Below are 25472 nucleotides of genomic sequence, written 5' to 3' on the forward strand. Positions count from 1 at the left end.
AGATGGTCCTCCGGAGGTTGTCGTAGCGGGCACAATCGGCGATCGGTGCATGACGGAGCGTCAGTGCGGCCGGCGTCATGATGTTGGCCGGTGGGGCGGGTTCACGTTGACGGGCCAGGATGTTGAGCACGACATCGGCGGAATGGACGCCATGACCGAGCGCTTCGGCACAGGCCGCTTCCACCGCGGACAGACCGTCAGTCAGCACCGCGGTGAGGATGTCGACCATCTGCCGATTGCCATCGTCGGTGCTGGCAAGCTTGCGCCGGATCCGCTCGATCGCGGCCGGCAGCACCCAGTCTTTGAAGGGAGCGCCGTTGCGCAAGGCACCGGGTTTGCGAGCCAGCACCGGCACATAGTGCCAGGGATCATAGGTCGTCTCGCCGCGGCCAAAGGATCGCGGGTGCTCGGCAACGATGCGTCCATCCTGACGGATCACGATGCGGTCGGCATAAGCCTGGACTTCGACCGGCCGTCCGACTGCGCTGGCTGCGACCGAGTACTTGTTGTTGTCGAAGCGCACCAGGCAGGTCTTCGAGACCGATGCCGTCACCGCATGGAAGCCGTCGAAGCGGCCGGCATAGGGAACGAGCTTGGGACGCTCGGCTTCGAACACTTCCCAGATCGTCTGATCGACCAGCTCCGGGTGGCGATGAGCCTTGGCGTAGGCGATGCATTTGTCGAGCAGCCAGGCGTTTAACTCGTCGAGGTTTTTGAACCGCAGCCGCGGCGTGAAGAAGCGCTCCCGGACCAGCCCGACCTGGTTCTCGACCTGCCCCTTCTCCCAGCCCGACGCCGGCGTGCAGGCGACCGGATCGACCAGATAGTGGCTGCACATCTGCAGGAAGCGGCGATTGTAGAGACGCCCTTTACCGACGAAGATCGTCTCTACGGCGGTCTTCATGTTGTCGTAGATGCCGCGGGTGCAGGTGCCTTTGAACAGAGCGAACGCCCGGTCGTGGGCGTCGAACACCATCTCCTGCGTCTCCCGCGGATAGGCCCGCACGAACAGCATGCGGCTGTGACAGAGCCGGACATGGGCGGCCTTCACCATCACCGTGGTCCCGCTCAGCAAGACCACCTCGTGGCTCCAGTCGAACTGGTAGGCTTCGCCTGGGGCAAAGCTCAGCGGGACATAAGCCGCCGCGGTCGATTGCCCGCGTTCTTTGCTCCACCGCCTGGCGTAACGCCGCACGGCATCGTAACCGCCGTCGTAGCCGCGGCCGCGCAGCTCTTCGAAGATCCGGATCAACGTCAGCTGTTCACGAGCCGATTTGGCCGCGTTCGCCGCCAGCAATCCGTCAAGCTCTACTGCCCATCGTCCCAGCTTTGGCCGCGGCTGCACCTGCCGCTCGTACTCGAAGGAGGTCTCTCCCGACCTCAGCACCTTCCGGACCGTGTTCCGCGACACCTTCAGGTCACGGGCGATCTCCTTGATCGTCTTGCCCTTGATGAAGTGCTCGCGCCGGATCCGGGCAATTGTCTCCACGATCAGCATCCCCCACCACCTGCTTCGTTCCAAAGCAGGCAGCGCAACAGATCAATCTGTAGGGGGTCAATTTTGGACGCCGATCCCCCGGCTTAGGGGGTCAATATTGCAGGCCGAATGACACTCAGCACGAGCTGATTTTCGTCTTCAAATCGGGGACATCATCTCATATTAACAACGTGGAGCTCGGCAAACATGGCCGCTACCGCACGAACGTCTGGAGCTACGCGGGCGTCAACAGCTTTGGCGGCGACCGTTCTGACCTCGAGCTGCACCCGACTATTAAGCCGGTTTCGCTCGTTGCCGATGCGATTAGGGACTGTTCACATCGAAAAGGCATTATTTTAGATGCTTTTGTGGGCTCCGGGACAACTCTACTTGCTGCCGAGCAGACCGGCCGGCAGGGCTATGGTATCGAGATCGACCCGCTCTATTGCGACGTTACCTTGCAACGTTTGCAGCTTACCCACGGTCTTCAGGCAACCCTAGAAGGGACCGGCGAGAACTTTGCCGAGGTCTCTGAAGCGCGAGGGAGGCAATCGCGCCAAGAGTGACTTGGTGTAACTCGCGACCGTAAGAAGTCTTCAGATTGTCCGATCTGATAGCCAGCCGAGCAGACCAAGATCGATGACCGCCTTCGCGACACGCTCGGCCGACCAGATGTGCACGTTACGCGCACTCGTCGTGATCGGCGAGGTCGCGGTGTGATAGACATAAAAGAGGCGGTCAAATCGCCCTTCCCGGATGAAGCGATCGAGATAGTCATCGAATTCGGCCTGGCGCGAACGGGATTTTACCTGGACCCAAGCCGTTTCTTCGGTCACGGGCTGCGTCAAAAGCAGATCAACATCGGCCTGCTCGCCTCCGAGCAGACTGGTGCGCTGCCACCCACCACGCGCAAAGATCAGGTCAACCAGCGTTTCGAAATCTCGCCAGTCGAGACGTTCAATCAATCTCAGCGCCACCTTGCGGCTCTCCGAGAGTATGCGCTCGGCCTCCTGTCGAAGCGGGTCGGCCTCGGCGCGGATCCGGCGCAGCAGGTAGTCGGCGCGCCGGATCGAGCAGATCGTCATCTGATAGTTGCCGGTGCTGGTCAGCGCCGAGCTCAGCGTTCGGACGCTAAGCGGCAGGCCATGAAGATCCGTATTTCGCCACCCTGCACGTGTGCGACGATAGCGGGCAGGGTCCGATTCTTCAGCGCTATCGACCGGCAGCACACCGTCCTCGGCAAACGCCCACCAAACGTGCCCGTCCGCAAAGGTTACCCACATCGTGTCAGCAGGAAGGTCATAAAAGTCCTTTAGTTCCCGCAAGCCTTGACTGATCCCTGCTGCGCTTCGTCCCATCGCCTGCAGTTGGCTTCGCACTATTTCCCAGTCACCTCGCGCACAGGCTTCATGGTCAATCTGTCGGTAGCCGAAGGGTATCGTCCCCTCTTTGATGGCTTGGGCTGCCCATTTGCCTTTTTCGCCGAGCTTGATGTACCGGACGTCACCAACATCGAGCCCCGTGTCAGTCTCTGTCGCAGGCGCACGCGATAGCGGCGCTTCCTGTTGCACCGCGACACACGCCGGACCGCAGTCGCTCTGTTCATTCATTGCTCGTCTCTCTAAAGCCATGAATGCAATTGGCTTGCGGGCGCGCTGAAGTCGAGAGCGCAGCGAAAGGCTCGCACATCACAGTTAAGAATTATCCGGTTTTGGGATTATCCTAACATCGGATCATCTTCCCGCGGTCATGGCTAGGCGCGGGCGCATTCTCGAAAAATCGGTTCATTCTGAGCCGCAAATCGCGTTTCGCGAACTTATGACCAACGCGCGCAAGAACGCTGGCCTGACCCAATCCCAACTTGCCAAACGACTTTCCAAGCCTCAGTCGTTTGTTGCCAAGTTCGAGGGCGGAGAACGGCGAATCGACGTCATCGAATTCATCACGATTTGCCGCATGATGTCGGTCGATCCGCTCGCAATCCTTAGGAAGCTTGCGAAATCAATGTGACTTGCGCGGCTGGCTCTGTAGGAGACTTCGGGTTGGTTCGCCCAGGTTCGTAATCTCCGTTCAATCGCTATCGACTATAGACGGGAGGAACAGTGCGGTTGACGGTCATTTTCTGTCCGTTCGAGCCGAACTCAACAGGTTCGCGTCGTCGGTCTTGCGGGTCTCGTGAGCCGCTTGCCGTCGACGTGCTTCGACCCAGCCGACTGGGGGAAGTAACCCGCTGGATCGTTCAGCGGCGAAACCAACGGCGCAATTCAACCGACCTTCGAGCATTTCCGAGTTTTGCACGCTCGAAGCATGCCGACGCCCCTAAGAATGTCTGCTTTGTTGGGGTATACCGGAAGAGATCGGCCGACGGTCAAAACACCACCCAAACCGGTCATTCAAAAGCGGCACGCCCTAGACAGGGCGTCTCATCAGGGGAATTATGCGGCGGCAGACGAATGCTAGGGTTGCGAGATTTGCCGAGGAATTGCCCCACAGGGCTACCGCTTAAGGCCAAATGAGATCTCCACTGCCGATCCTAGCGAGCGCTGCCCGCGCCTTTGGCATTTTGATAGGCTGACCCGATTGAAGGTAAAACGGGGGGCACCGGATGCGGACCCCGATGTCGTCAGTTCCAGAGTGGCTGGCCACGCTCGGCCTTTCCGAGTACATGGACCGGTTTGCCGAAAATGACGTCGACATCTCCGTCCTGCACCTTTTGACCGATCAGGATCTGAAGGAGCTTGGAGTTTCGCTTGGCCATCGCCGGAAAATGCTGGCGGCGATTGCCGAGCTCGCGGGTGCGGCCCGCGCTGCCTCTCGGTCCGCGGGGCTGCCGGAAACTAAGCGGCGGGACGAAGCTGAGCGGCGCCAGCTCTCCGTGATGTTCTGTGACCTCGTGGGATCGACCAGCCTGTCCACGCGGCTCGATCCCGAAGACCTGCGTGCGGTGATCGGCGCGTATCATCGCTGCTGCACGGAGCTGATCGAGCAGAAAGGAGGTTTTGTCGCCAAGTACATGGGGGACGGCGTGCTCGCCTATTTCGGTTATCCCCTAGCTTATGAACATGACGCCGAACGCGCTGTACAAGCTGCACTTGCACTGGTCAAAGCCGTGCCCAACCTCGACACGGCAGCCGGCGTGCCGCTGCAGGTCAGGATCGGGATTGCGACCGGGTTGGTCGTGGTAGGCGACCTCGTCGGTAAGGGTGCCGCGCAGGAGCAGGCGGTCGTGGGAGAAACTCCGAATCTGGCGGCTCGGTTCCAGACCCTGGCTGAGCCCGGCACGGTGGTTATCTCGTCAACAACACGCCGGCTGACGGGGGGCCTCTTCGAGTATCGCGATCTCGGCACCGTCGCGCTCAAGGGTTTCGGCGAAAAGGTGCCGGCCTGGCAGGTGCTTGGTGCGGGGGCCGCAGAGAGTCGCTTCGAGGCGCTGCGCGCAACTGGCACTCCTCTCGTCGGCCGCGCGGAGGAGATCGAACTCCTCATGTGCCGCTGGGAACAGGCAAAAGGGGGCGGCGGATGCGTGGTGCTGTTGTCCGGCGAACCGGGCCTAGGCAAATCGCGTATCGCTCAGACGATGGTTGAACGGCTGGCTAGCGAGCCGCACACGCGGCTACGGTACTTTTGCTCTCCTCATCACCAGGACAGCCCGCTTTATCCCAGCATCGCGCAACTGAAGCGCGCTGCTGGTTTTCGGCGGGACGACAACGACGAAGAGCGTCTTGCCAAGCTCGAGGCGGTGCTGGTCCGGGCAACCGATGACCTCGGCGAGGCCTTGTCACTGCTGGCGGACCTGCTGGCCATACCGACCGGCGGCCGCTATCGGCCACTCAACCTGACGCCCCAAAAGCGCAAGGAGGAAACGATCCGCGCGCAGTTGGCGCAAGTCGAGGGACTGTCGGCGCGACAGCCGGTGCTCATGCTCTTCGAGGATGTCCATTGGAGCGATCCTACCACGCGAGAGGCGCTCGAAATGCTCATCGATCGGATACGCGGCTTGCGTGTTCTGTTGATCATCACGCTCCGGCCCGAGTTCACGCCGCCATGGATAAGCCTCTCCCACGTTACTTTGATCAGCTTGAGCCGAATGCCGCCCGACCAATGCGCCGAGATAATAGCGCATCTGACGGGAGGCACGACACTGCCGAAGGAAATCGCAGACCAGATTGTGGATCGTACGGATGGCGTTCCGCTGTTCGTCGAGGAGTTGACCAAGAACATCATGGAGAGCGGACTGGTGATGCAAGCTGGAGGCGCCTACCAGGCGGCCGGCCATGCGAGGCCGCTCGCCATTCCGACGACATTGCAAGGTTCGCTGCTCGCTCGGCTCGATCGGTTGGCGCCGACGAGGGAATTGGCGCAGATCGGTGCGGCGCTCGGCCGGCAGTTTTCGCACGAACTGATCAGTGCGGTGGCACAGATGCCGCAGCATCAATTGGATGATGCCCTGGTCCAGCTTGAGAACGCCGAGCTTATCTACCGCCGCGGCGTCCCGCCGGATTCGGAATACATCTTCAAGCATGCGCTGCTACAGGACGCTGCGTACGGCATGATGCTGAGATCCCGACGCCAGCAGTTGCATGGCCGCATCGCCGCGGTTCTCGAGGGTGAATTTCCGGAGGCGGCAAGGACGCAGCCCGAGATCCTCGCCCATCACTGTGCAGAAGCGGGTTTGGTGGAGAAGGCGATCGATTACTACCTTGCGGCATCCAAGCGCGCGACGGCGGCCTCAAATAACACGGAGGCGAGCCGACAGGTCGCAAGGGCGCGTACGCTACTCGACACGCTGCCAGCTTCAGCCCGACGAGCAACCGAGCTGCGCTGGAAAATCGAGGTCGGAGGCTGGTGGTGGTCGGTTTGACGAGGTGATCGTGCGGGATTTGCGTTGAACAGAGGGAGGAAGAGATGATCCGTGACTTCCAGGGTAAAGCAGCGTTCGTAACCGGCTCCGCCAGCGGCATCGGCCTCGCCATTGCCCGCGTTTTAGCGGCGGCCAACATGAGGGTGATGCTAGCCGACATCGAAGAGAACGCACTGTATGCGGCGCTGGAGGACCTGAAAGCTTCCGGCGCCGATGTGCGCGCCGTCGTCGATGGCGAGGTCGTAGTACCAGGCTGTCGTAGATCCACTCGGCCGAGCCGACATCGAGGCTGGTGACGATTCAGCTGAGGGCTTTTGCCCTGATCCGTTGAGCTTGACGGCCACACGCACGAAAGAAGGCCGCCCCTCGAGGCGGCCTTCTTGATTCCGGATGCGATCGCGATCGCCGCTCACGAGCGTTAGGTTCGTTCGAATATTACGCTGCAGTGCGGAATGCCTTGTTCTCAGGCAGCCGGCGCAGGAAAATTTCGTCTCAATTTGTTTTGACCGCAGTGCACCCTGATCCATGCGCTTTTCAGCGTCGATGGATGTGCTACCATTTTGCGGTCTGACCTACCTCACAGACCGCCACCATCATCTCTCAGGGCGTTCAAAATCAATAACAGGCAAGCTGCAACGGCTTGCATAGGGGAGTGACGCGATGAAATCGGCTTTCAATCGATCAATTCTTGCGTTCGCGGCGATTGCGCTGCTGGCGGGGACAACCTTCGCTGGTGCACAGCAACAAACCGACAAGAACCGTGCGCTGAAGAAGTACGAATCTGGCACCAAGGAATTCTGGACCCATCCGCCGGATGACTGGTTCCTCGGCGACGAGACCGAAGCGCAGAAGGGCCTGGCCCCGCCGTCCGGTCCGCCGACCGGCGCCTCCGATGCCGAACTCGCGGCGATGATGAAGAAGATCAAGCTGCCGCCGGGCTTCAAGATCGAGGTCTATGCCTCGAACGTGCTGGCCGCGCGCCAGATGGCCTGGGGCGACAAGGGCACGCTGTTCGTCGGCTCGTTCGGCCTCGGCAACGTCTATGCGATCAAGGACAACAACGGCAAGAAGGAGGTCAAGACCATCCTCAAGGGCCTCAATATGCCGACCGGCCTCGCCTTCCAGGATGGCTCGCTCTACGTCATCGCGGTCGACAAGCTGATCAAGTATGAGAACGCCGAGGCAAATCTCGACAAGCTTGGCAGCGGCAAGGTGGTGTATGACGACATGCCGTCCTACGCGGCGCATGGCTGGAAATACATCGCCGTCGACAAGGAAGGCTGGTTCTTCCTGCCGTTCGGCCCGCCCTTCAACATCGGCGTCCCGCCGACCTCGGTGTCACAGATCCGCCGCGTCGATCCGAAGACCGGCAACGCGGAAATCTATGCGCTCGGCGTGCGTAACTCGGTCGGCGGCGACGTCGATCCACGCACCGGCAAGTACTGGTTCACCGAAAATGCCCGCGACTGGATCAGCGACGATCTGCCGAGCGACAAGCTCAACATGATCTCGAAGATCGGCGAGCATTTCGGCTATCCCTATTGCCACCAGGGCAACCTGCCCGACACCAAGTTCGCGATGGGCCACAAGTGCTCGGAGTTCACCCCGCCGGTCTACAATCTCGGCGCGCATGTGGCTCCGCTCGGCATGAAGTTCTATACCGGCAGCCAATTCCCGGCCGAGTACAAGAACAGCATCCTGATCGCCGAGCACGGCTCCTGGAACCGGCATAAGTACCAGGGCGGCCGCATCGTGCGGATCACCGCGAGCCCCGACGGCAAGAACGCCAAGCAGGAGATCTTCGCCGACGGCTGGATCCAGGGTGACCAGGGCTATCTCGGCCGTCCCGCCGATATTCTGCTCGACAAGGATGGCTCCATCCTCGTCGCCGACGACTGGGCCGGTGCGATCTATCGCATCAGCTACAGCAAGAAGTAACGGTTGAAGGTCAGGAGGCTGCGGTGGCCATGCGGCGGCCGCAGCCTCTGTTGCGATCGGATAACGGAACCACCTTGTCATGCCCGGACTTGATCCGGGCATCCATCCAAACCAAGAAACCCCCTTCAAGCCAGATGGGTTGCCGGGATCTAGCCCCGGCAATGACACGCGGAGAAAACTGGCAATGCGTAGTGCGTCACTCGGAGTTTTATTGGCGGCAATTCTGCTGGCGTCGTCCGCCCAGGCCGCCGACGTTGCCGCCGGCAAGGAGAAGGCCGAGATTTGCGCCGGCTGTCACGGCGACAACGGCATCTCGCAGACCGAGAACATTCCCTCGCTGGCCGGCCAGCTCGACCAATTCATTCAATGGCAGCTGGTGTTCTTCCGCGCCGGCGCGCGCAAGAACGAGCAGATGCAGCCGATCGTCGAGCAGCTCAGCAACGAGGACATCCGCAATCTCGGCGCCTATTTCGCCTCGCTGACGCCGTTCAAGGGCAGCAAGGACGACAATCCGGAATTGTCCGAAAAGGGCAAGCAGGCCGCTGCCGGCCGCCGCTGCGCCTCATGCCACACCGACACCTATGTCGGCACCAAGGCGGTCGCCCGTATCGCCGGCCAGCGCGAGGAATATCTCGTCAAGGCGCTGCACGATTACAAGTCGGGCGTCCGCTCCGGCGGTGCGCAGGCCGCGATGGCCGACGTGGCCTATCCGCTGAGCGACGAGGAGATCACCGCGCTTGCACATTATCTGGCGCATTTGTAGCCGTGAAAACGGTGTCGTCCCTGCGAAAGCAGGGACCCATACGCCGCGGCCTCACGATTTGAGGCGGTCGGGGTCGATATCCCTTCAACACAATTGAGGTCGGTGGTTATGGGTCCCTGCCCCCGTGCGCAATTGCGCACTAGGGCCTGTTTGGATTCCGGATTCTCATCCTGGCTTGGTTGTGATTCAAGCTTGGGATGGACCGATTCGTTTTGACTGATGCCCAATGGGCGAAGATGGAGCCGCTTTGTCTTGGCAAGCCGGGTGATCCCGGCCGGAGCGGCAATAACAACCGGCTGTTTGTCGAAGCCGTGCTGTGGATTGCGCGCACGGGCAGTCCGTGGCGCGATCTGCCGCGCGCCTTCGGCAACTGGATAACCGTGTACACGCGCTTCCGCGACTGGGCCAAGGCGGGCGTCTGGAAGCGCATGTTTGATGCGGTCTCGGACGAGCCGGACATGGAGTACGTCATGGTTGATGCCACCATCGTCAAAGTCCACCGCCACGGACAGGGCGCAAAAGGGGGACGCAAAACCAGGCGATCGGCCGCTCGAAAGGCGGAATGACCACCAAAATCCTGGCACTGACCGACGCGCTCGGCAATCTCCTGCGTTTCGTGCTGCTGCCAGGACAGCGCTTCGACACGGTCGGCGTCCCGCCGTTGATCGAAGGGCTGACCTTCGATGCGATGATCGCCGACAAGGCGTTCGACAGCAACGCCATCATTGCCGACCTCGACGCACGCGGCGCCAAGGTCGTCATCTCCCAGCACCCGCGGCGCGCAAAACCTCTCGCCATCGACGCGGAAATCTACAAATGGCGACATCTGATCGAAAGTTTCTTCTGCAAGCTCAAGGAATTCAAGCGGATCGCCATGCGAGCCGACAAAACAGATATCAGCTTCGAAGCCATGATCAATCTCACCGCCGCTGTGATAAATTCAAGATGAATCCAAACAGGCCCTAGGCAGGGACGACACCAGTTGTGTTACGCCTGCCGCTGCTTCTCATACGCCTTGAGATGCGTGTAAGCGGTGCGCAGCTTCGGCACCGGGATCTTGGCGGCGTCGGCGCGGACGATAAGGTCGCCGATCACGTGATCGGCCTCGACCGGCAGTCCCGCCTTGATGTCGCGGAACATCGATGCGGTCATCGGCGATCCCTCGGCGGTCAGAAGCCCGCGGGTGCGCTGGAAGAACGGGCCGCCAGGCCCATGGCCGGCGTCGGCCGCGATCGCGCTGCATTCGTCGAGGATGCCGAGCAGGAAATCTTGGCCGCCGGGCGCCGCCAGGATATTGCCGACCGAGGTCCGCATCAGGCTGGTGGAGGCGGCGAGCGACGCCAGGAACACCCATTTCTCCCACATGTCCTGCATCACGTGCTCGCTGGCGTTGGCGCCATTGATCGCCGAGAAGGTCTCCGCGATTGCGCGCACCCGCTCCGACGTGCCGCCCGCGCGTTCGCCGAACCCCAGTGACTGCATCGGCTGCAGCTGCACCACCTCGCGCTTCTCGTTCAGCGTCGCCGCGATCGCGCAGAGCCCGCCGAGCACATGGGACGAGCCGAATTTCTTGTCGAGCGCATCGAGATGCAGCATGCCGTTGAGCAACGGGATGATCGCGGTCTTGTCGCCGACGGCGGGCGCAAACGACTTGATCGCATCTTCGAGATCGAACGCCTTGCAGCTCAGCAGCACGACGTCGAATTTGTCCGAGAGCTTGTCGGCCTGCACGGTCGGCGGATTGTTCAGCGTGACATCGCCGTTCGGGCTCTTGATCACGAGTCCGGCCGAGGCGAGCTCGGAGGCGCGGCGGGGCCGGACGAGAAAAGTGACGTCGCGGCCGGCCTGAAGCATCCGGCCGCCGAAATAACCGCCGATCGCACCGGCGCCGACCACGAGAACACGCATGGGAATTTGTCCTTCTTTGTTGTTGCCCGGGGGAGGGGCGAATAGCTGACGGGGAGTGGCGAATAGATAAGGGCATCAGCCGGCTATTCGCTACCCGCTATTCTTCGCCCGCTCATCTCACTTTCCCGACACCAATTCCTCGACTTCGCGCAGCTGCTCCTTGCCGAAGAAGATTTCGTTGCCGACGAAGAAGGTCGGCGAACCGAACGCGCCGCGCTCGACGGCGGCCTGAGTGTTGGCGATCAGCTTGGCCTTGACGTCCGCGTCCTGCGCGCGGGCAAGCAGCTTGGCGCCATCGAGGCCTGAGGACGTGAGGGCATTGGTGGCGATCTCAAGGTCGTCCATCTTCTTCGGCTCGACCCACATATGATGGAAGGCGGCCTCGATGTACTTCTCGAACACGCCTTCGAGCTGGGCGGCGACCGCCGCGCGCATCAAATTCAGCGTGTTGACCGGGAAAAACGGGTTCCAGGTGTAGGGCTTGACCTTGAAGCGCTTGAGGAAGCGTTCGGTTTCGATCTGCTGGAACTCCGGCTTGTTCTTGACGCCCGCCAGCGTCTCGGCCGGCGACTTGTTGTTGGTGGCCTTGAAGATGCCGCCAAGCAGGATCGGGACATATTCGAATTTGACGCCGGTGCGCTGCTCGATCGCCGGGATCGCCTCATGGCTGAGGAAAGCGTTGGGGCTGCCGAAATCGAACAGGAATTGTGGATTTGGGCTCACGGCGGTCTCTCCCACGGCGTGTCTAGTTTCGGCTTGTTTAGCATGAGCCCGCTGTCGCAGGCTCCGCCGGTAGAATATGATACCCATCATGTGAGCCGCAGCGCGCGATGTCAAATCAGCCGCGTGATGGTTTGCTTGCGCCATACCAGGGCGTAATAGGCCATCTGCAGCACGAACATGGTTGCGAAGGTGACGGGATAGGCGATCCAGATGCCGCTGATGCCGAGGGCGCGGCTCAGCAGGATCGCAACCGGCACCTCGACCAGCGTTATGGCCAGGATCGAGATGAACAGCGGCATCCACACCGTGCCGCCGGCGCGCATCGCGCCCGAAAACACCGTCGCCATCCCGAACAGCACCATGCTCCACAGTACGATGTACAAAAGCTGCTGCGCGAGCGCGAGCACCGCGCCGTCGACGATGAAGAAGCCCATCAGGGGCCGCGCGAAGAGATAGCCGAGCACGACCAGTCCGCCCGTCAGTGCGAGGTTCATCTCGATCCCGGTCCTGACGATGGCGCCGACCCGGCCGGAATCGCCGCGGCCGATCGCCTGCGCGCCGAAGATCGACACTGATATTGCGATCGAGATCGCCGGAAACTGCACATAGCCGATCACCTGGTTGACCGCGCCATAGGCGGCGGTGGCGTCCGACCCGAAACCGTTGACGAGGCCGAGCAGCACCAGTTCGGCGAGCGAGACCACCACCATGCCGATCGCGGTTGGAATGCCGAGCCGCAGCACGATGCGCAGCAAGGCGCCGTTGGGCCGCATCGCGCGCAGGAACGTCGCGTCGAAGGCGAGAGGGTGCCGGTGCCGCAACATGTGGACATGCAGCCACAGCAGCGTGACGACGCCCGAGACGGCGGAAGCGACGGCGGCGCTCGCTACGCCGAGCATCGGCAGACCGAGCCAGCCGCGGATCAGCGCCGGCGTCACCACGAGGCCGACGATCGTCGACACCGCCAGGGCGAGCAGCGGGGTTACGGTGTCACCGACGCCGCGCATCATGGCCGCGAGCAGCAGGAATGCGAAGGTCACCGGCATCGTGATCATCATGATCCGTGCATAGGACACCGCGGCGTCGAGTACGTCCGGCGGTGTGGCGAGCGCGATCAATAGCGGCCGGGCGAACAGGCCGCCGAGAATCGCGATCGCCAGCGCCAGCAGCAGCGTCACGGTCATGGTCGTGCCGGCGACCGCCTTCACCCGGCCGGGCTCGCGGGCGCCCCAGGCCTGGCCGACCATGACGGAGGCGCCGGCGCTCAAGCCGATCACGAAGGAGATGAAGAAGAACATCACCGGAAAGAACACCGACGCAGCCGCGAGCGCGTCGACCCCGATCATCTGGCCGAGATAGACGCCGTTGATGGTGCCGAACAGCGACTGCAGCACGTTGCTCAGCAGCATCGGCGCCAGAAAGGACAGGAAGGCCTTGCGCAGGGAAGGGGGCTTGGACACTTTCAACTTCCAAAGAATGGGGGCAGTCACGAATCAACGATCCGCCGAGTGCCGCTATTTCGTACGAAAACGCGCTAGGGCCTGTTTGGATTCATCTTGAATTTATCACAGCGGCGGTGAGATTGATCATGGCTTCGAAGCTGATATCTGTTTTGTCGGCTCGCATGGCGATCCGCTTGAATTCCTTGAGCTTGCAGAAGAAACTTTCGATCAGATGTCGCCATTTGTAGATTTCCGCGTCGATGGCGAGAGGTTTTGCGCGCCGCGGGTGCTGGGAGATGACGACCTTGGCGCCGCGTGCGTCGAGGTCGGCAATGATGGCGTTGCTGTCGAACGCCTTGTCGGCGATCATCGCATCGAAGGTCAGCCCTTCGATCAACGGCGGGACGCCGACCGTGTCGAAGCGCTGTCCTGGCAGCAGCACGAAACGCAGGAGATTGCCGAGCGCGTCGGTCAGTGCCAGGATTTTGGTGGTCATTCCGCCTTTCGAGCGGCCGATCGCCTGGTTTTGCGTCCCCCTTTTGCGCCCTGTCCGTGGCGGTGGACTTTGACGATGGTGGCATCAACCATGACGTACTCCATGTCCGGCTCGTCCGAGACCGCATCAAACATGCGCTTCCAGACGCCCGCCTTGGCCCAGTCGCGGAAGCGCGTGTACACGGTTATCCAGTTGCCGAAGGCGCGCGGCAGATCGCGCCACGGACTGCCCGTGCGCGCAATCCACAGCACGGCTTCGACAAACAGCCGGTTGTTATTGCCGCTCCGGCCGGGATCACCCGGCTTGCCAAGACAAAGCGGCTCCATCTTCGCCCATTGGGCATCAGTCAAAACGAATCGGTCCATCCCAAGCTTGAATCACAACCAAGCCAGGATGAGAATCCGGAATCCAAACAGGCCCTAGTCCGCTTGATCGCTATAGGCGAGCCTGACTGCGTGATCGCGGATGTCGGCCGGCCAGTCCGCGATCAGCGTCGCAAAGCGGCGCCGGTCGTGGGCGAACAGGGCGCGGATCGCGTCCTCGTAATGCGGCCGGTTGCCGGCCATCGTTGTCATGAAGCGATAGGCGGCATCCTGCGCGCTACGTGTCCGGTCCTTGTCGCCGCTGGAGCGCCGCGCCTCGTCGATCAACTTGCGGATCGCAACCGAAGCGCCGCCCTTCTGCTGGGCGAGCCAGTCCCAGTGCCGCGGCAACAGCGTGATCTCGCGCGCGACGACGCCAAGCTTCGGACGTCCCGGGCCGCGTGGCACAGCGGGCGCCGGCGGCTCCTCGTCGAGCGGAGGCGCGGGCTTCGGCAGCCGCGCCAGCACGTCGTCGATCGAGCCGCGAAAATCGATGTCGACCAACGCCGAGGTGCGGCCGTCGAACACCAGGATCGCGGCGTCCTTGCGCCGATCCAGCAATTGCCTGGCGGCGCGCGCAACCTCGGGGAGGTCACCGGCCCCGATGCGATGCTCGCCTTCGAAGGCGACATAGGCTGGATTCATGGTAGACCTTTCAGATTGCGCTGGTATTTCAGAGGACGCTCATGCTGACGGTTCATCATCTCAACAATTCCCGCTCGCAGCGCGTGCTGTGGCTGCTCGAGGAATTGGGCGTGCCGTACGAGATCGTGCGCTATCAGCGGCAGCCCGACATGCGGGCGCCAAAGGAGCTGCGCGCGATCCATCCGCTCGGCAAGTCGCCCGTCGTCACCGACAATGACAACACGATCGCGGAATCCGGTGCGATCCTCGAATACATCATCGCGACCTACGGCAATGGCCGCCTGATCCCGCAAGCCGATACGCCGGAGCGGCTGCGCTACACCTATTGGCTGCACTATGCCGAGGGATCGGCGATGACGCCGCTGCTGCTGAAGCTCTTGTTCACCTTGATGCCGAAGCGCGCGCCGGCGCTGCTGCGGCCGCTGGTGCGCAAGGTGTCCAACACGGCGCTGTCGACGCTGGTCAATCCGCAGATCAAGCAGCACATGGCCTATTGGGAAGGCGAACTCGGCAAGAGCGAGTGGTTCGCCGGCAGCGAATTCTCCGGCGCCGACATACAGATGAGCTTTCCGCTGGAAGCGGCCGCCGCGCGCGGCGGGCTTGAGGACGGCCATCCCCGCTGCGTCGCGTTCCTCGAGCGCATCCACGCCCGCCCGGCCTATGCGCGGGCGCTGGAGAAGGGCGGGCCGTACCAGGTCGGCCGATAAATCCGCGGTCATGGCGATGTTTTATCCGGGTGGAATTGCTTTGTCAATAACACCCGGGTATAAACAGCCTGTCGACACGACAGGAGCCGCCATGAAGACCGAGGACCGCAAGCTTGCCATCGCCGACTACAAGAAGCGCGCCGCAGTCGCCGGCGTGTTCGCGATCCGCTGCCGCGCGACCGGCGAAGTCTGGGTCGGGCAGGCGCTCGATCTCGACAAGATCCAGAACCGCATCTGGTTCACGCTGCGGATGGGGAGCCACCGCAATTCGGAGCTGCAGCGCGTGTGGTCGGCGCACGGCGCGGACAATTTCTCGCTCGAAACGCTGGAGCGCCTCGAGGACGAGGAGCTTGCCTATGTGCGCGAGACGCTGCTCAAGGAGCGCGTGCAGCACTGGCGCGCGCAGCTCAAGGCGTCCGCGGTCTAGCCGCGTTCAACGCGACGGCAACGGCTGCACGGTGACGCCGGGCGGCGGCACGTCGTCGTCGGGCACGAAGAAGTCCAACATCAGCGGCACCGAGGGATCGACGCGGTAGCGCTCGAAATCGCGGACGCCATTGGCATAGAGCACCTTGTCGTCAATGCAGAAATGGCCAGTGAACTCGCGCGACGGCCGCGTGACGATCGCATAGGCCGCATCGCCCATGATCTCGGGCGTGCGGCTGGCGCGCATCATGGCGTCGCCGCCGAGCAGATTGCCGACCGCGGCGGTTGCGATCGTGGTGCGCGGCCACAATGCATTGACGGCGACGCCTGAAGATTTCAGCTCGCCGGCCAGCCCGAGCACGCACATGCTCATGCCGAATTTCGCCATCGTGTAGGCGGTCGAGTGCTCGAACCATTTGGTCTTCATGTCGAGCGGTGGCGACAGCATCAGGATGTGCGGGTTCTCCGCCTTCTTCAGATGCGGGATGCAGTATTTCGACACCATGAAGGTGCCGCGGGTGTTGATTCCCATCATCAGGTCGAACCGCTTCATGTCGGTCGCCTGCGAGGTGGTCAGGCTGATGGCGCTGGCATTGTTGACGCAGATGTCGATGCCGCCGAACTCGGCGACGGTGGCTTCGATCGCCGCCATCACCTGTGCTTCGTCCCTGATGTCGCAGAGCACCGGCAGCGCCTTGCCGCCGGCGGCGCGGACCTCGTCGGCGGCGGTGTAGATCGTGTCCTTCAGCTTCGGATGCGGCTCGGCGGTCTTCGCCGCGATCGCGACATTGGCGCCGTCACGCGCCGCACGAAGCGCGATCGCCAGCCCGATGCCGCGGCTCGCACCCGAGATGAACAGCGTCTTGCCTTTGAGCGATGTCATGGCAGCCTCCTGTTAGGGATGCACGGACCGGTGGCCCCCTCTCCCCTTGTGGGAGAGGGTTGGGGGTGAGGGGTACCTCTCCACACGGCGTACTGCATGGATGGACCGCGACCCCTCACCCGGATTGCATCTAATGATGCAATCCGGCCTCTCCCACAGGGGGAGAGGCGAAGCGGAGCGAGCGGCGCAGTCATCACATCACCACATTACACGTCCTACCCACCCGCATGCAGCACACGCCCGCGCGTTTCCGGCAGCGCGTAGGCGGCGATGAAGAACACGCCGTAGGCGGCCACCGCGAAGATCGCGATCGCGTTGGCGAGCGTCGTCGTGGTCGAAAGCGCGCCGACCAGGAACGGGAACAGCGCGCCGATGCCGCGGCCGAAATTGTAGCAAAAGCCCTGGCCGGAGCCGCGCAGCCGGGTCGGATACAGCTCGGTCAGGAACGCGCCCATGCCGGAGAAATAGCCTGACGCAAAGAAACCGAGCGGGAAGCCCAGCACCCACAGCACCTCGTTGGAGATCGGCAGCTGGGTATAGAGCAGCACGATCGCGATGGCGCCGATCGAGAAGATCAGGAACAGGTTGCGGCGGCCGATGCGGTCGGCGAGCCAGGCGCCCACCAGATAACCGATGAACGAGCCAATGATCAGCGTGGCGAGATAGCCGGTCGAGCCGACCACGGAGAGCTTGCGCTCGGTGGTGAGGAAGCGCGGCACCCAGAAGGTGACGGCGTAGTAGCCGCCCTGCATGCCGGTGCCGACCAGTGAGGCCAGCAGCGTGGTCTTCAGGATCGGCCCGTGAAAAATCTCCCACAATGCAGCGGGTTTGCTGCCAGTCGCCTGCTGCTGCGCCATTGTCGCGGCCGAGATCTCGGGCTCGGTAACGTAGCGGCGCAGATAAAACACCAGCAGCGCCGGCAGCGCGCCGATCGCGAACATCCAGCGCCAGGCATTTTCCGCAGGCAGTACCGAGAACAGGATCGCCTGCGCCAGCACCGCAAGGCCCCAGCCGATCGCCCAGCCCGACTGCACCGAGCCGACCGCGCGTCCCCGATATTGCGGCCGGATCGCTTCGCCGATCAGCACCGCGCCGGCCGCCCATTCGCCGCCGAAGCCGAGGCCGAGCAGCGCGCGGGCGATCAGCAGCTGGTCGAAATTCTGCACCACAGCGCAGACGAGCGAGAAGAACGAGAACCAGATGATGGTGAGCTGCAGCGTCTTGACCCGGCCGATGCGGTCGGAGAGGTAGCCGCCGAGCCAGCCGCCGACCGCGGACGCCAGCAGCGTCACGGTGCCGGCGAGGCCTGCGGTGCCGGGATCGACCTTCCACAGCGTGATGATGGTGCCGATCACGAGCGGATAGATCATGAAATCCATGCCGTCGAGCGTCCAGCCCGAGGCGCAGGCCCAGAACGTACGCCGCTCCTGCAGGTTCATGTCGCGATAGAAGGCGAGGAGGCTGGTGTCCTCGATCTCTGCGACTTCCATCGATTTGGATTCGGCCGTGCTCATGCGCGTTCCCCGGAGAAATCTTTCACCGGCTCTTTGCATCCGCGGCCGGACTTGCGCGGACCTCCAGTCTATCGCGATGTCGCAGGCCGGGCAAAGCCGCGTTTGCTCTAGCTTTTTGTTTTGACGCGTTTTCTTCACGCGAACCGGTGTCCATCCCGCATCAGGTGCGGGGCAGGCGTCGCTCGAAGCGCTCTTTAGTACCCCGCGGCCTCCGAGCCGCGCGTGCGCGGGTCGGGGGCGCCGAGCAGACCGTTGGTCGTGACCATGATCGAGTTCGCGGAGGAGTAGCCGAGCGGCTCGACCGGTTTGTGGCCCTTGGCCTTCAACTCGGCCAGCACCTCGTCGGGGAAGCCTTTCTCGATCCGGACCTCGTCGGGCAGCCATTGGTGATGCATCCGCGGCGCGGCGACTGCGGCTGCGTATCCATCCTGTAGTCGATCACGTCGACGATGATCTGCGTCACCGCCGAAATGATGCGGCTGCCGCCGGGCGATCCCGTCACCAGCACCGGCTTGCCGTCCTTCAGCACGATGGTGGGTGCCATCGAGGACAGCGGGCGCTTGCCGGGACCCGGCAGATTGGCCTCGAAGCCGACCAGGCCGAAGGCGTTGGAGGCGCCGAGCGCCGCGGTGAAATCGTCGAGCTCGTTGTTCAGCAGCACGCCGGTGCCGTCGGCGACGAGGCCGACCCCATAGGGGAAGTTCAGCGTGTAGGTGTTGCTGACGGCGTTGCCGCCGGCATCGACGACGGAATAATGCGTGGTGTTGTCGCCCTCATGCGGCTGTTTCGCGTTCCGCACATCGGTCCAGGGCGTGGCGTTGATAAGGTCGATGGTTGCGCGCTGCCTGGCGGCATAGGCCTTGTCAATCAGCAGCTGCGTCGGCGCGTCGACGAAGGCGGGATCGCCGAGATAGCGGGCGCGATCGGCATAGGCGCGCTTCTTCGCCTCGATCATCACATGCAGCGAGGCGGCGGAGCCCTGCTTCATGTCGGACATCGGAAAGCCCTCGAGGATGTTGAGGATCTCCAGCAGCACGACGCCGCCGGAGGACGGCTGCGGCATCGAGACGATGTCGTAGCCGCGATAGCTGCCGCGGATCGGCGTGCGGATCACCGGCTGGTAGGATTTCAGGTCGTCGATCGTGAAGATGCCGCCGGCATTTTTGATTCCGGCGACAAGCTTCTCGGCGACCGCGCCTTCGTAGAAGCCGCGCGGCCCTCGTTCGGCAATCGCCGTCAGCGTCGTCGCGAGATCGCCCTGGATCAGGCGGTCGCCTTCACGCAGCGGCGTGCCGTCGGCATGCGAGAAGGCTTTGGCCGAGTTCGGCCAGCGCGACATGCGGCGATACATGTCGGACAACGTGTCCGACGTGTCGTCGGTGACGATGAAGCCGTCGCGGGCGAGATCGATGGCGGGCTTGATGATCTGCGCCAGCGTGAGCTTGCCGGAGCCGTATTTGTCCAGCGCCAGCGCGAGGCCCGCGACCGTGCCGGGCACGCCGATCGCGAGCGCGGAGTTGCGCGACTTGTCCGGATCGGGCTTGCCCTCTGCGTTCAGGAACATGTCGCGAGTTGCGGCCTGCGGCGCGGTCTCGCGATAATCGATCGCGACATCTTCATTGCGTCCGGCGAGATGGATCACCATGAAGCCGCCGCCGCCGATATTGCCGGCGCGCGGATAGGTCACTGCCATCGCAAAGCCGGTGGCGACAGCGGCGTCGACCGCATTGCCGCCCTGCCGCAGGATGTCGGCGCCAACCCGCGCTGCCAGCTTCTCCTGCGCCACCACCATGCCGTGTTCGGCGCGAATGCTTTGAATCGTATCGGTGGCTGAGGGCTCGTAGGCGCGACGCTGCACCTGGCCGAGGGCCGGTGTCGCGATGCCAATCACCAGGAGAACGGCAAACAGCCGTCGCGACATCGTTGCCGTCAGCGCCATCGAAATGTCCTGCCCTGTTCATCGCGGTATCAGCAAACCAGCTCATGCTATATGGGAACGGATTGAAGCGGCAAAAGCCTGCCTGCGGTTCGACTTGAGGAATATGTTTCGCGATGACGGCAACAATGCAGACGGGCGCTGGTGATGCGAAGGCCACCACCAAGGTCTATCCGGGCCGCGCAGCCGTCGTCAGCTGGATCTTTTTCGACTGGGCTGCGCAGCCCTATTTCACGCTGATCACGACCTTCGTGTTCGCGCCATACTTCGCGAGCTTCGTCGCGCCCGATCCCGCGAGCGGGCAGGCGCTGTGGGGTTTTGCCACAGCAGCCGCAGGACTTGCGATCGCGCTGCTGTCACTGGTGTTAGGTGCGATCGCCGACGCCAGCGGCCGCCGCAAGCCGTGGATCGCGGGCTTCGGCGCGCTGCTGGTGATCGGCGCGAGCGCGATGTGGATCGGCAAGCCGGGCAATCCCGACATCATCCCCGCGCTGCTGCTCGCCTATGCGATCGCGAGCGTCGGCGTCGAGTTCGCGACCGTCTTCAACAATGCGATGATGCCGACGCTGGTGCCGCCGGACAGGATCGGGCGTCTGTCCGGCACCGGCTGGGCCACCGGCTATGTCGGCGGCATCCTGAGCCTCGTGCTGGTACTCGGCTTCCTCGCCGCCAATGCCGAGACCGGCCGCACGCTGTTCGGCTTCACGCCGCTGTTCGGTCTCGATCCCATCACGCATGAGGGCGATCGCATCACCGGGCCACTGACCGGGCTGTGGTTCATCATCTTCGTGACGCCGATGTTCCTGTTCACGCCGGACTATCCGGCGAAGCGTCCGTTGCGCGAGGCGGTCGGCGCAGGCCTGCGCGGGCTCAGGGAGTCATTGACGAGCCTGCCGGAGCAGAAATCGATGGCGCGCTTTCTGCTGGCGAACATGATCTACACCGACGGGCTGGTCTCGCTGTTCGCCTTCGGCGGCATCTATGCCGCCGGCACGTTCGGCTGGGACACGATCCGGATCGGTACCTTCGGCATCATCCTGGCGGTGGCCGGGACGTTCGGCGGCTGGCTCGGCGGCAAGCTCGACGACGCGTTCGGGCCGAAGCGCGTGATTACCTGCAGCCTGGTGATCCTGCTGTTTGCGATCGTCGTGATCCTCACCGTGAACAAGGATTCCATCCTGTTCATTGCGGTCGCGCCGCCGGTGCCCGGCGGCCCGCTGTTCGCGGGCGCTGCCGAGCGCGCCTATATCGTGCTGGGCTGCCTGATCGGCGCCGCCGGCGCGCCGCTGCAGGCGGCCTCGCGCTCGCTGCTGATCCGCCTCGCGCCGCAGGATCGCATCGCGCAGTATTTTGGCTTGTTCGCGCTCACCGGAAAGGTGACGTCGTTCATCGGCCCGCTGCTGATCGGCGCGATCACCGCGGCGACCGCGAGCCAGAAGGCCGGCATGGCGGTGCTGGTGGGGTTTTTCGTGGTGGGGTTGGTGTTGCTGGCAAGGGTGCGCGAGTAAACCACCGCCGTCGTCCCGGCCAAGCGAAGCGCGAGCCGGGACCCATAACCACCGCTGTTCAAGAAGAGCGTGCTGGAGCGCCAGCTTGTTCTAGCAACACGCGCCTGTGGTTATGGGTCCCTGCTCCCGTGCGCAATTGCGCACTAGGCAGGGACGACAGCTTGCATCAATGCCTAAAGTGCCGCACGCCGGTGAACACCATGGCGATGCCGTGTTCGTCGGCCGCCTTGATCACCTCGTCGTCGCGCATCGAGCCGCCGGGCTGGATCACGGCGGTGGCGCCGGCCTCGATGCAGGCGAGCATGCCGTCGGCGAACGGGAAGAACGCATCGGAGGCGACCACCGACCCCTTGGTCAGCGGCTCGGCGAGCTTCAGCTCGGCCGCCGCATCCAGCGCCTTGCGCGCCGCGATGCGCGCCGAGTCCACGCGGCTCATCTGGCCGGCGCCGATACCGACGGTGGCGAGGTCCTTGGCATAGATGATGGTGTTCGACTTCACGTGCTTGGCGACACGGAAGGCGAATTTGAGATCGCGCAGCTCGGCGTCGGTCGGCGCGCGCTTGGTCGCGACCTTCAGGTTCATGTCCTCGACCACAGCGTTGTCGCGGCTCTGCACCAGCAGGCCACCGGCAACGGTCTTGGCGGTGAGGCCTGTCGCGCGCGGATCGGGCAGCGCGCCCGCAAGCAGCAGGCGCAGATTGCGCCGGCCGGCGATGATCGCGATCGCCTCCTCGGTCGCGTCGGGCGCGATGATCACTTCGGTGAAGATGCCGATGATGGCGCGCGCCGCGTCCGCATCGAGCTTGCGGTTGACCGCGATGATGCCGCCATAGGCCGAGGTGGAGTCGCAAGCGAGCGCACGGGCGTAAGCCGTCGCGAGATCCGGACCCTCGGCGACGCCGCAGGGATTGGCGTGCTTGACGATGACGCAGGCCGCGGTGCGCTGCGGATCGAATTCGCCGACGCATTCATAGGCGGCGTCGGTGTCGTTGATGTTGTTGTAGGACAGTTCACGGCCCTGCAATTGCCGCGCAGTCGAAACGCCCGGGCGCTTTTCCGGCGTGGCGTAGAACGCCGCGGTCTGGTGCGGGTTCTCGCCATAGCGCAGCGGCTGGAGTAGCCGGCCGCCGATCGCGCGGAAGTCCGGCGCGTCGGTCTTCAATTCCTTGGCAAACCAGTTCGAGATCGCGGCGTCATAGGATCCGGTGCGCGCATAGGCCTTGGCGGCGAGCCGGCGGCGCAGGCTGAGCGAGGTCGCGCCCTTGTGCGCGGCGAGCTCGTCGAGCACCGCCTGATAATCCTGCGCCTCGACCACCACGGCGACGTCGTCATGATTCTTCGCCGCGGCGCGGATCATCGCGGGACCGCCGATGTCGATGTTCTCGATGCACTCCTCGAAGCCGGCGCCTTTGTCGACGGTGGCCTCGAACGGATAGAGGTTGACGACCAGAAGGTCGATCGGCGCGATGCCGTGCGAGGCCATCGCCGCGGCGTGTTCCTTGTTGTCGCGGATCGCGAGCAGGCCGCCATGCACCTTCGGATGCAGCGTCTTGACCCTTCCGTCCATCATCTCCGGGAAACCGGTCAGCTCGGAGACGTCCTCGACCTTGAGCCCGGCCGCCGCGATCGCCTTGGCGGTGCCGCCGGTCGAGACCAGCTCGACGCCATGGTCGGCCAACGCCCTGGCGAAATCGATCAGTCCGGTCTTGTCGGAAACGGACAACAGAGCGCGGGTCACGCGGCGAAGCTGTTCAGTCATTCTAGGAAATCCCTGGCTGTTAAGGCAGCCGGGTAGCATGGTTTGGTGCCCTACGAAACCGGTCTCCGAGGCCGATTCCCGGGAAATTGCGGACGATCCGATGCCCATTCTCCCGTCATCCTGAGGTGCGAGCCCTTGCGAGCCTCGAAGGATGCACGGCCCGGCTGGCGGCCGTCGATCCTTCGAGGCTCGCCGAAGAGGCTCGCACCTCAGGATGACGGGTCTGAGATTAGTCGCTCTGATAGAGGCGGTACGCGCCTACAGCGGCAGTTCCGGCTCGCGGCGGGCGTTGCGGCGCGCGTTGGTGGCGGTGGCCGAGGTCGAGGAGCGCACGAAGCTCCAGCGGATCGTGGCGGCCTGACGGGCGTCCTGCCGGATCACGATCTGGGAGGTGCGGCGCGGGCCGTCATTGCCGGCCAGGAACACGCTGTCCTCGAGGTCGACCTTGTCGTCCAACGCCTCGAAGGTCCAGACGTCGCGGTTCGGCAGCACCAGCATCACGCCGCGGGCATCCGACAGCCGGCTCGCCTTCACCGACGGATGCAGATGGAAGCGCAGCGCGAAATCGGCCTCGCTGCCCTTGATGCGGCCGCCCGGCGCCGGCGACAGCGAGTCCTCGCCTTCGAGCCGGGTGCCATCCTGGGAGACCATCAGCACGCGGCGGTGGATCACGCCGAAGCGCGAGAGATAGCCGTCATGCGAGGCGGTGAGCACGTCGCCGTCGGGGACGGCTTCGCGGTAGCTCTCGACATTGTTGGGGCCGCTGGTGATCGGCGCGCCGCGCAACAGCCGCTTCATCGCCGACAGCTCGACGAACTGGCACGACGAGGTGTCGCGATAGGTCAGCGTCGAATGCGCCGCGGTGGAGCGTGCGAACGGCCGCCAATTGTCGCGCCCGGTCGACGGCATGCCGCAATTGACGACGATGCGGCTCGGCCCCGAGGACAGCTCGAACGACAGGCAGCCGGCATGCGCATCCTGGCTGACGCTTGGCGGCGGCGGCGGGCCGGTGTCGATGATCAACGCCGTGGTGCCGGCATCGAGCCGCTGGAATCCGCTATGCGGCATGCTCGCCATCGGCACGCCGCGGGTGTCGTCATAGGCGAGCAGCGTCGCGACCAGATCTGACGGCGCGGTCGACATGCCGTTGAACAGCGCGAAGCTGCCGTCGCCGTGACGGAAGAAGCGCAGCATCGGCATCATGCGGTCGATGGCGTTGAGCAGCGCCGGCGGCGGCGCGATATTCCGTGCAGCAAAGGTCTGGCGCAGCGGCAAGAGATCGCTGAGCAGCTCGACCAGCGCGCCGGGATTGCGCGAGATGTGACCGCCATCGGGCAGGATCTGGCGCTGCAATTCGTCCGACAGCCGGCGCGTGGTCGTCTTGATATTGCGCGCCTGGTTGGCGAGGCAGAGCGAGGCGTAGCACAGCGCGATCAGCACCTGCAGGCGCGGCACGCCGTCATTGTCGAGGATGGAGTAGCGCAGATAGCGGATCTCACGCGCCAGCCCGCGCAGATATTTGCGGTAGAATTTTCCGTCGGTATCGCCGAGCACCAGCGGTGCCTGCGACAACAGCGAGATCACGCGCCGCGCGCGGACATCGGCGCGGCGCTCCAGCGGCCGCCTGCGCGCCTGGTTGGATATCCAGTCGTCGACCAGCGAGCGGGCGTTGGCGCGGGTCAGCGCGGTGTCGGCGGCGCGCAGATGGCGCAGCCAGCCGAAGCCGAGCAGGGCGGCTTCCCAATCCTCCGACGGCGGCTCGAGGTCGAAGATCGAGCGGCCGTGGCAGGTGACGATCTTGCCGGCGAAGACGAATCGCCCGGCATAGATCTCGGCGGCGCGGGTGGCGTCGGCGGTCCTCAGATCATGCGGGGCGATGATCAGCCGGTCGGTGCGGCCGGGCCACAGCCGCGACAGCGCAACCGTGCTGCCGCTGGCGCGCGCGATCACGCTGCGCGCGAAGCGGCCAGCAATCAGCGTCGAGATGCGTCTGCTTTGAGCGACCGACACGCCTAACCTTGCGGGGAGGGAATTTTCAACGAATCCTTATTTAATCCGGAAACGCGGCCAAGACACCCTCTTGATACCGCACGAATCACTTCGAGCTTAGAAGACTGAAGTTTA

The 25472-nt window shown here is 63.6% G+C and carries 18 protein-coding genes and 4 pseudogenes; 10 read left to right on the forward strand and 12 right to left on the reverse strand.

Annotated features, from left to right (window positions below):
• Positions 1–7: 7 nt before the first annotated feature.
• Positions 8–1498: pseudogene (gene istA, locus HAP54_RS12450) on the reverse strand (IS21 family transposase); the annotation flags it as partial.
• Between the two features lie 170 nt (positions 1499–1668).
• On the opposite strand from istA, the gene HAP54_RS12455 reads away from it, so the two are divergent.
• Positions 1669–2043: a DNA-methyltransferase gene (locus HAP54_RS12455; RefSeq protein WP_224741282.1), complete on the forward strand. Its 375-nt coding sequence runs from the start codon at positions 1669–1671 to the stop codon at positions 2041–2043.
• A 30-nt stretch (positions 2044–2073) separates the two neighbouring features.
• On the opposite strand, the gene HAP54_RS12460 is transcribed toward HAP54_RS12455, so the two are convergent.
• Entirely contained in the window at positions 2074–3087 is a 1014-nt protein-coding gene (locus HAP54_RS12460; RefSeq protein ID WP_175619420.1) for a restriction endonuclease, read from the reverse strand.
• A 139-nt stretch (positions 3088–3226) separates the two neighbouring features.
• Between HAP54_RS12460 and HAP54_RS12465 the strand changes: the two genes are divergently transcribed.
• The 6 genes and pseudogenes from HAP54_RS12465 to HAP54_RS12490 all read left to right on the forward strand — a co-directional run bounded on the left by HAP54_RS12465 (position 3227) and on the right by HAP54_RS12490 (position 9988).
• Positions 3227–3487 carry a helix-turn-helix domain-containing protein gene (locus HAP54_RS12465; RefSeq protein WP_166300327.1) on the forward strand — a complete coding sequence of 87 codons (261 nt, stop codon included), beginning with the start codon at positions 3227–3229 and terminating at the stop codon, positions 3485–3487.
• Positions 3488–4094: 607 nt separating this feature from the next.
• Entirely contained in the window at positions 4095–6338 is a 2244-nt protein-coding gene (locus tag HAP54_RS12470) for an adenylate/guanylate cyclase domain-containing protein (protein WP_166300329.1), read from the forward strand.
• Positions 6339–6382: 44 nt separating this feature from the next.
• Positions 6383–6634: an SDR family NAD(P)-dependent oxidoreductase gene (locus HAP54_RS12475; RefSeq protein ID WP_166300331.1), complete on the forward strand. Its 252-nt coding sequence runs from the start codon at positions 6383–6385 to the stop codon at positions 6632–6634.
• A gap of 364 nt (positions 6635–6998) precedes the next feature.
• Complete coding sequence (locus HAP54_RS12480) at positions 6999–8276, forward strand: PQQ-dependent sugar dehydrogenase (protein WP_166300333.1); 1278 nt, start codon at positions 6999–7001, stop codon at positions 8274–8276.
• Positions 8277–8460: 184 nt separating this feature from the next.
• The gene (locus tag HAP54_RS12485) at positions 8461–9039 is read left to right on the forward strand and encodes a c-type cytochrome (RefSeq protein WP_166300335.1); all 579 of its coding nucleotides are present in this window, start codon (positions 8461–8463) and stop codon (positions 9037–9039) included.
• Positions 9040–9275: 236 nt separating this feature from the next.
• Positions 9276–9988: pseudogene (locus HAP54_RS12490) on the forward strand (IS5 family transposase).
• Between the two features lie 38 nt (positions 9989–10026).
• Here HAP54_RS12490 and panE read toward each other — a convergent pair.
• From panE to HAP54_RS12515, 5 genes and pseudogenes are all read right to left on the reverse strand, one after another.
• Positions 10027–10947, reverse strand: a complete 921-nt coding sequence (gene panE, locus HAP54_RS12495; protein ID WP_166300337.1) for a 2-dehydropantoate 2-reductase — start codon at positions 10945–10947, stop codon at positions 10027–10029.
• A gap of 117 nt (positions 10948–11064) precedes the next feature.
• Positions 11065–11670, reverse strand: a complete 606-nt coding sequence (locus HAP54_RS12500; RefSeq protein WP_166300339.1) for a 2-hydroxychromene-2-carboxylate isomerase — start codon at positions 11668–11670, stop codon at positions 11065–11067.
• 110 nt (positions 11671–11780) lie between these two features.
• Positions 11781–13136 carry an MATE family efflux transporter gene (locus HAP54_RS12505; protein WP_166307779.1) on the reverse strand — a complete coding sequence of 452 codons (1356 nt, stop codon included), beginning with the start codon at positions 13134–13136 and terminating at the stop codon, positions 11781–11783.
• Between the two features lie 85 nt (positions 13137–13221).
• Positions 13222–13973 (reverse strand): annotated as a pseudogene (locus tag HAP54_RS12510) (IS5 family transposase).
• A gap of 54 nt (positions 13974–14027) precedes the next feature.
• Positions 14028–14615, reverse strand: coding sequence for a DUF2239 family protein (locus tag HAP54_RS12515; RefSeq protein ID WP_166300341.1), 588 nt, complete (start codon positions 14613–14615; stop codon positions 14028–14030).
• 41 nt (positions 14616–14656) lie between these two features.
• Between HAP54_RS12515 and HAP54_RS12520 the strand changes: the two genes are divergently transcribed.
• Together HAP54_RS12520 and HAP54_RS12525 are read left to right on the forward strand one after the other, a co-directional pair.
• Entirely contained in the window at positions 14657–15322 is a 666-nt protein-coding gene (locus HAP54_RS12520) for a glutathione S-transferase family protein (RefSeq protein WP_166300343.1), read from the forward strand.
• Positions 15323–15413: 91 nt separating this feature from the next.
• Positions 15414–15749: a GIY-YIG nuclease family protein gene (locus tag HAP54_RS12525; RefSeq protein ID WP_166300345.1), complete on the forward strand. Its 336-nt coding sequence runs from the start codon at positions 15414–15416 to the stop codon at positions 15747–15749.
• A gap of 6 nt (positions 15750–15755) precedes the next feature.
• Here the strand turns inward: HAP54_RS12525 and HAP54_RS12530 are convergent, their stop codons facing one another.
• The 3 genes and pseudogenes from HAP54_RS12530 to ggt form a co-directional block, all read right to left on the reverse strand.
• The gene (locus tag HAP54_RS12530) at positions 15756–16631 is read right to left on the reverse strand and encodes an SDR family oxidoreductase (protein WP_166300347.1); all 876 of its coding nucleotides are present in this window, start codon (positions 16629–16631) and stop codon (positions 15756–15758) included.
• A gap of 215 nt (positions 16632–16846) precedes the next feature.
• On the reverse strand, positions 16847–18145 hold the full coding sequence (locus tag HAP54_RS12535; protein WP_029080914.1) for an MFS transporter: 1299 nt from the start codon (positions 18143–18145) through the stop codon (positions 16847–16849).
• Between the two features lie 194 nt (positions 18146–18339).
• Positions 18340–20084: pseudogene (ggt, locus tag HAP54_RS12540) on the reverse strand (gamma-glutamyltransferase).
• A gap of 125 nt (positions 20085–20209) precedes the next feature.
• On the opposite strand from ggt, the gene HAP54_RS12545 reads away from it, so the two are divergent.
• Positions 20210–21589: an MFS transporter gene (locus tag HAP54_RS12545; RefSeq protein ID WP_166307782.1), complete on the forward strand. Its 1380-nt coding sequence runs from the start codon at positions 20210–20212 to the stop codon at positions 21587–21589.
• A 166-nt stretch (positions 21590–21755) separates the two neighbouring features.
• On the opposite strand, the gene purH is transcribed toward HAP54_RS12545, so the two are convergent.
• Positions 21756–23348 (reverse strand): bifunctional phosphoribosylaminoimidazolecarboxamide formyltransferase/IMP cyclohydrolase, encoded by a 1593-nt coding sequence (gene purH / locus HAP54_RS12550; protein ID WP_166307785.1) that lies wholly within the window; start codon positions 23346–23348, stop codon positions 21756–21758.
• Positions 23349–23606: 258 nt separating this feature from the next.
• The gene (locus HAP54_RS12555; protein WP_166300349.1) at positions 23607–25358 is read right to left on the reverse strand and encodes a heparinase II/III domain-containing protein; all 1752 of its coding nucleotides are present in this window, start codon (positions 25356–25358) and stop codon (positions 23607–23609) included.
• Between the last annotated feature and the right edge of the window lie 114 nt (positions 25359–25472).

Source organism: Bradyrhizobium sp. 2S1, assembly GCF_011516625.5.
In the GTDB taxonomy this organism is placed as follows: domain Bacteria; phylum Pseudomonadota; class Alphaproteobacteria; order Rhizobiales; family Xanthobacteraceae; genus Bradyrhizobium; species Bradyrhizobium septentrionale.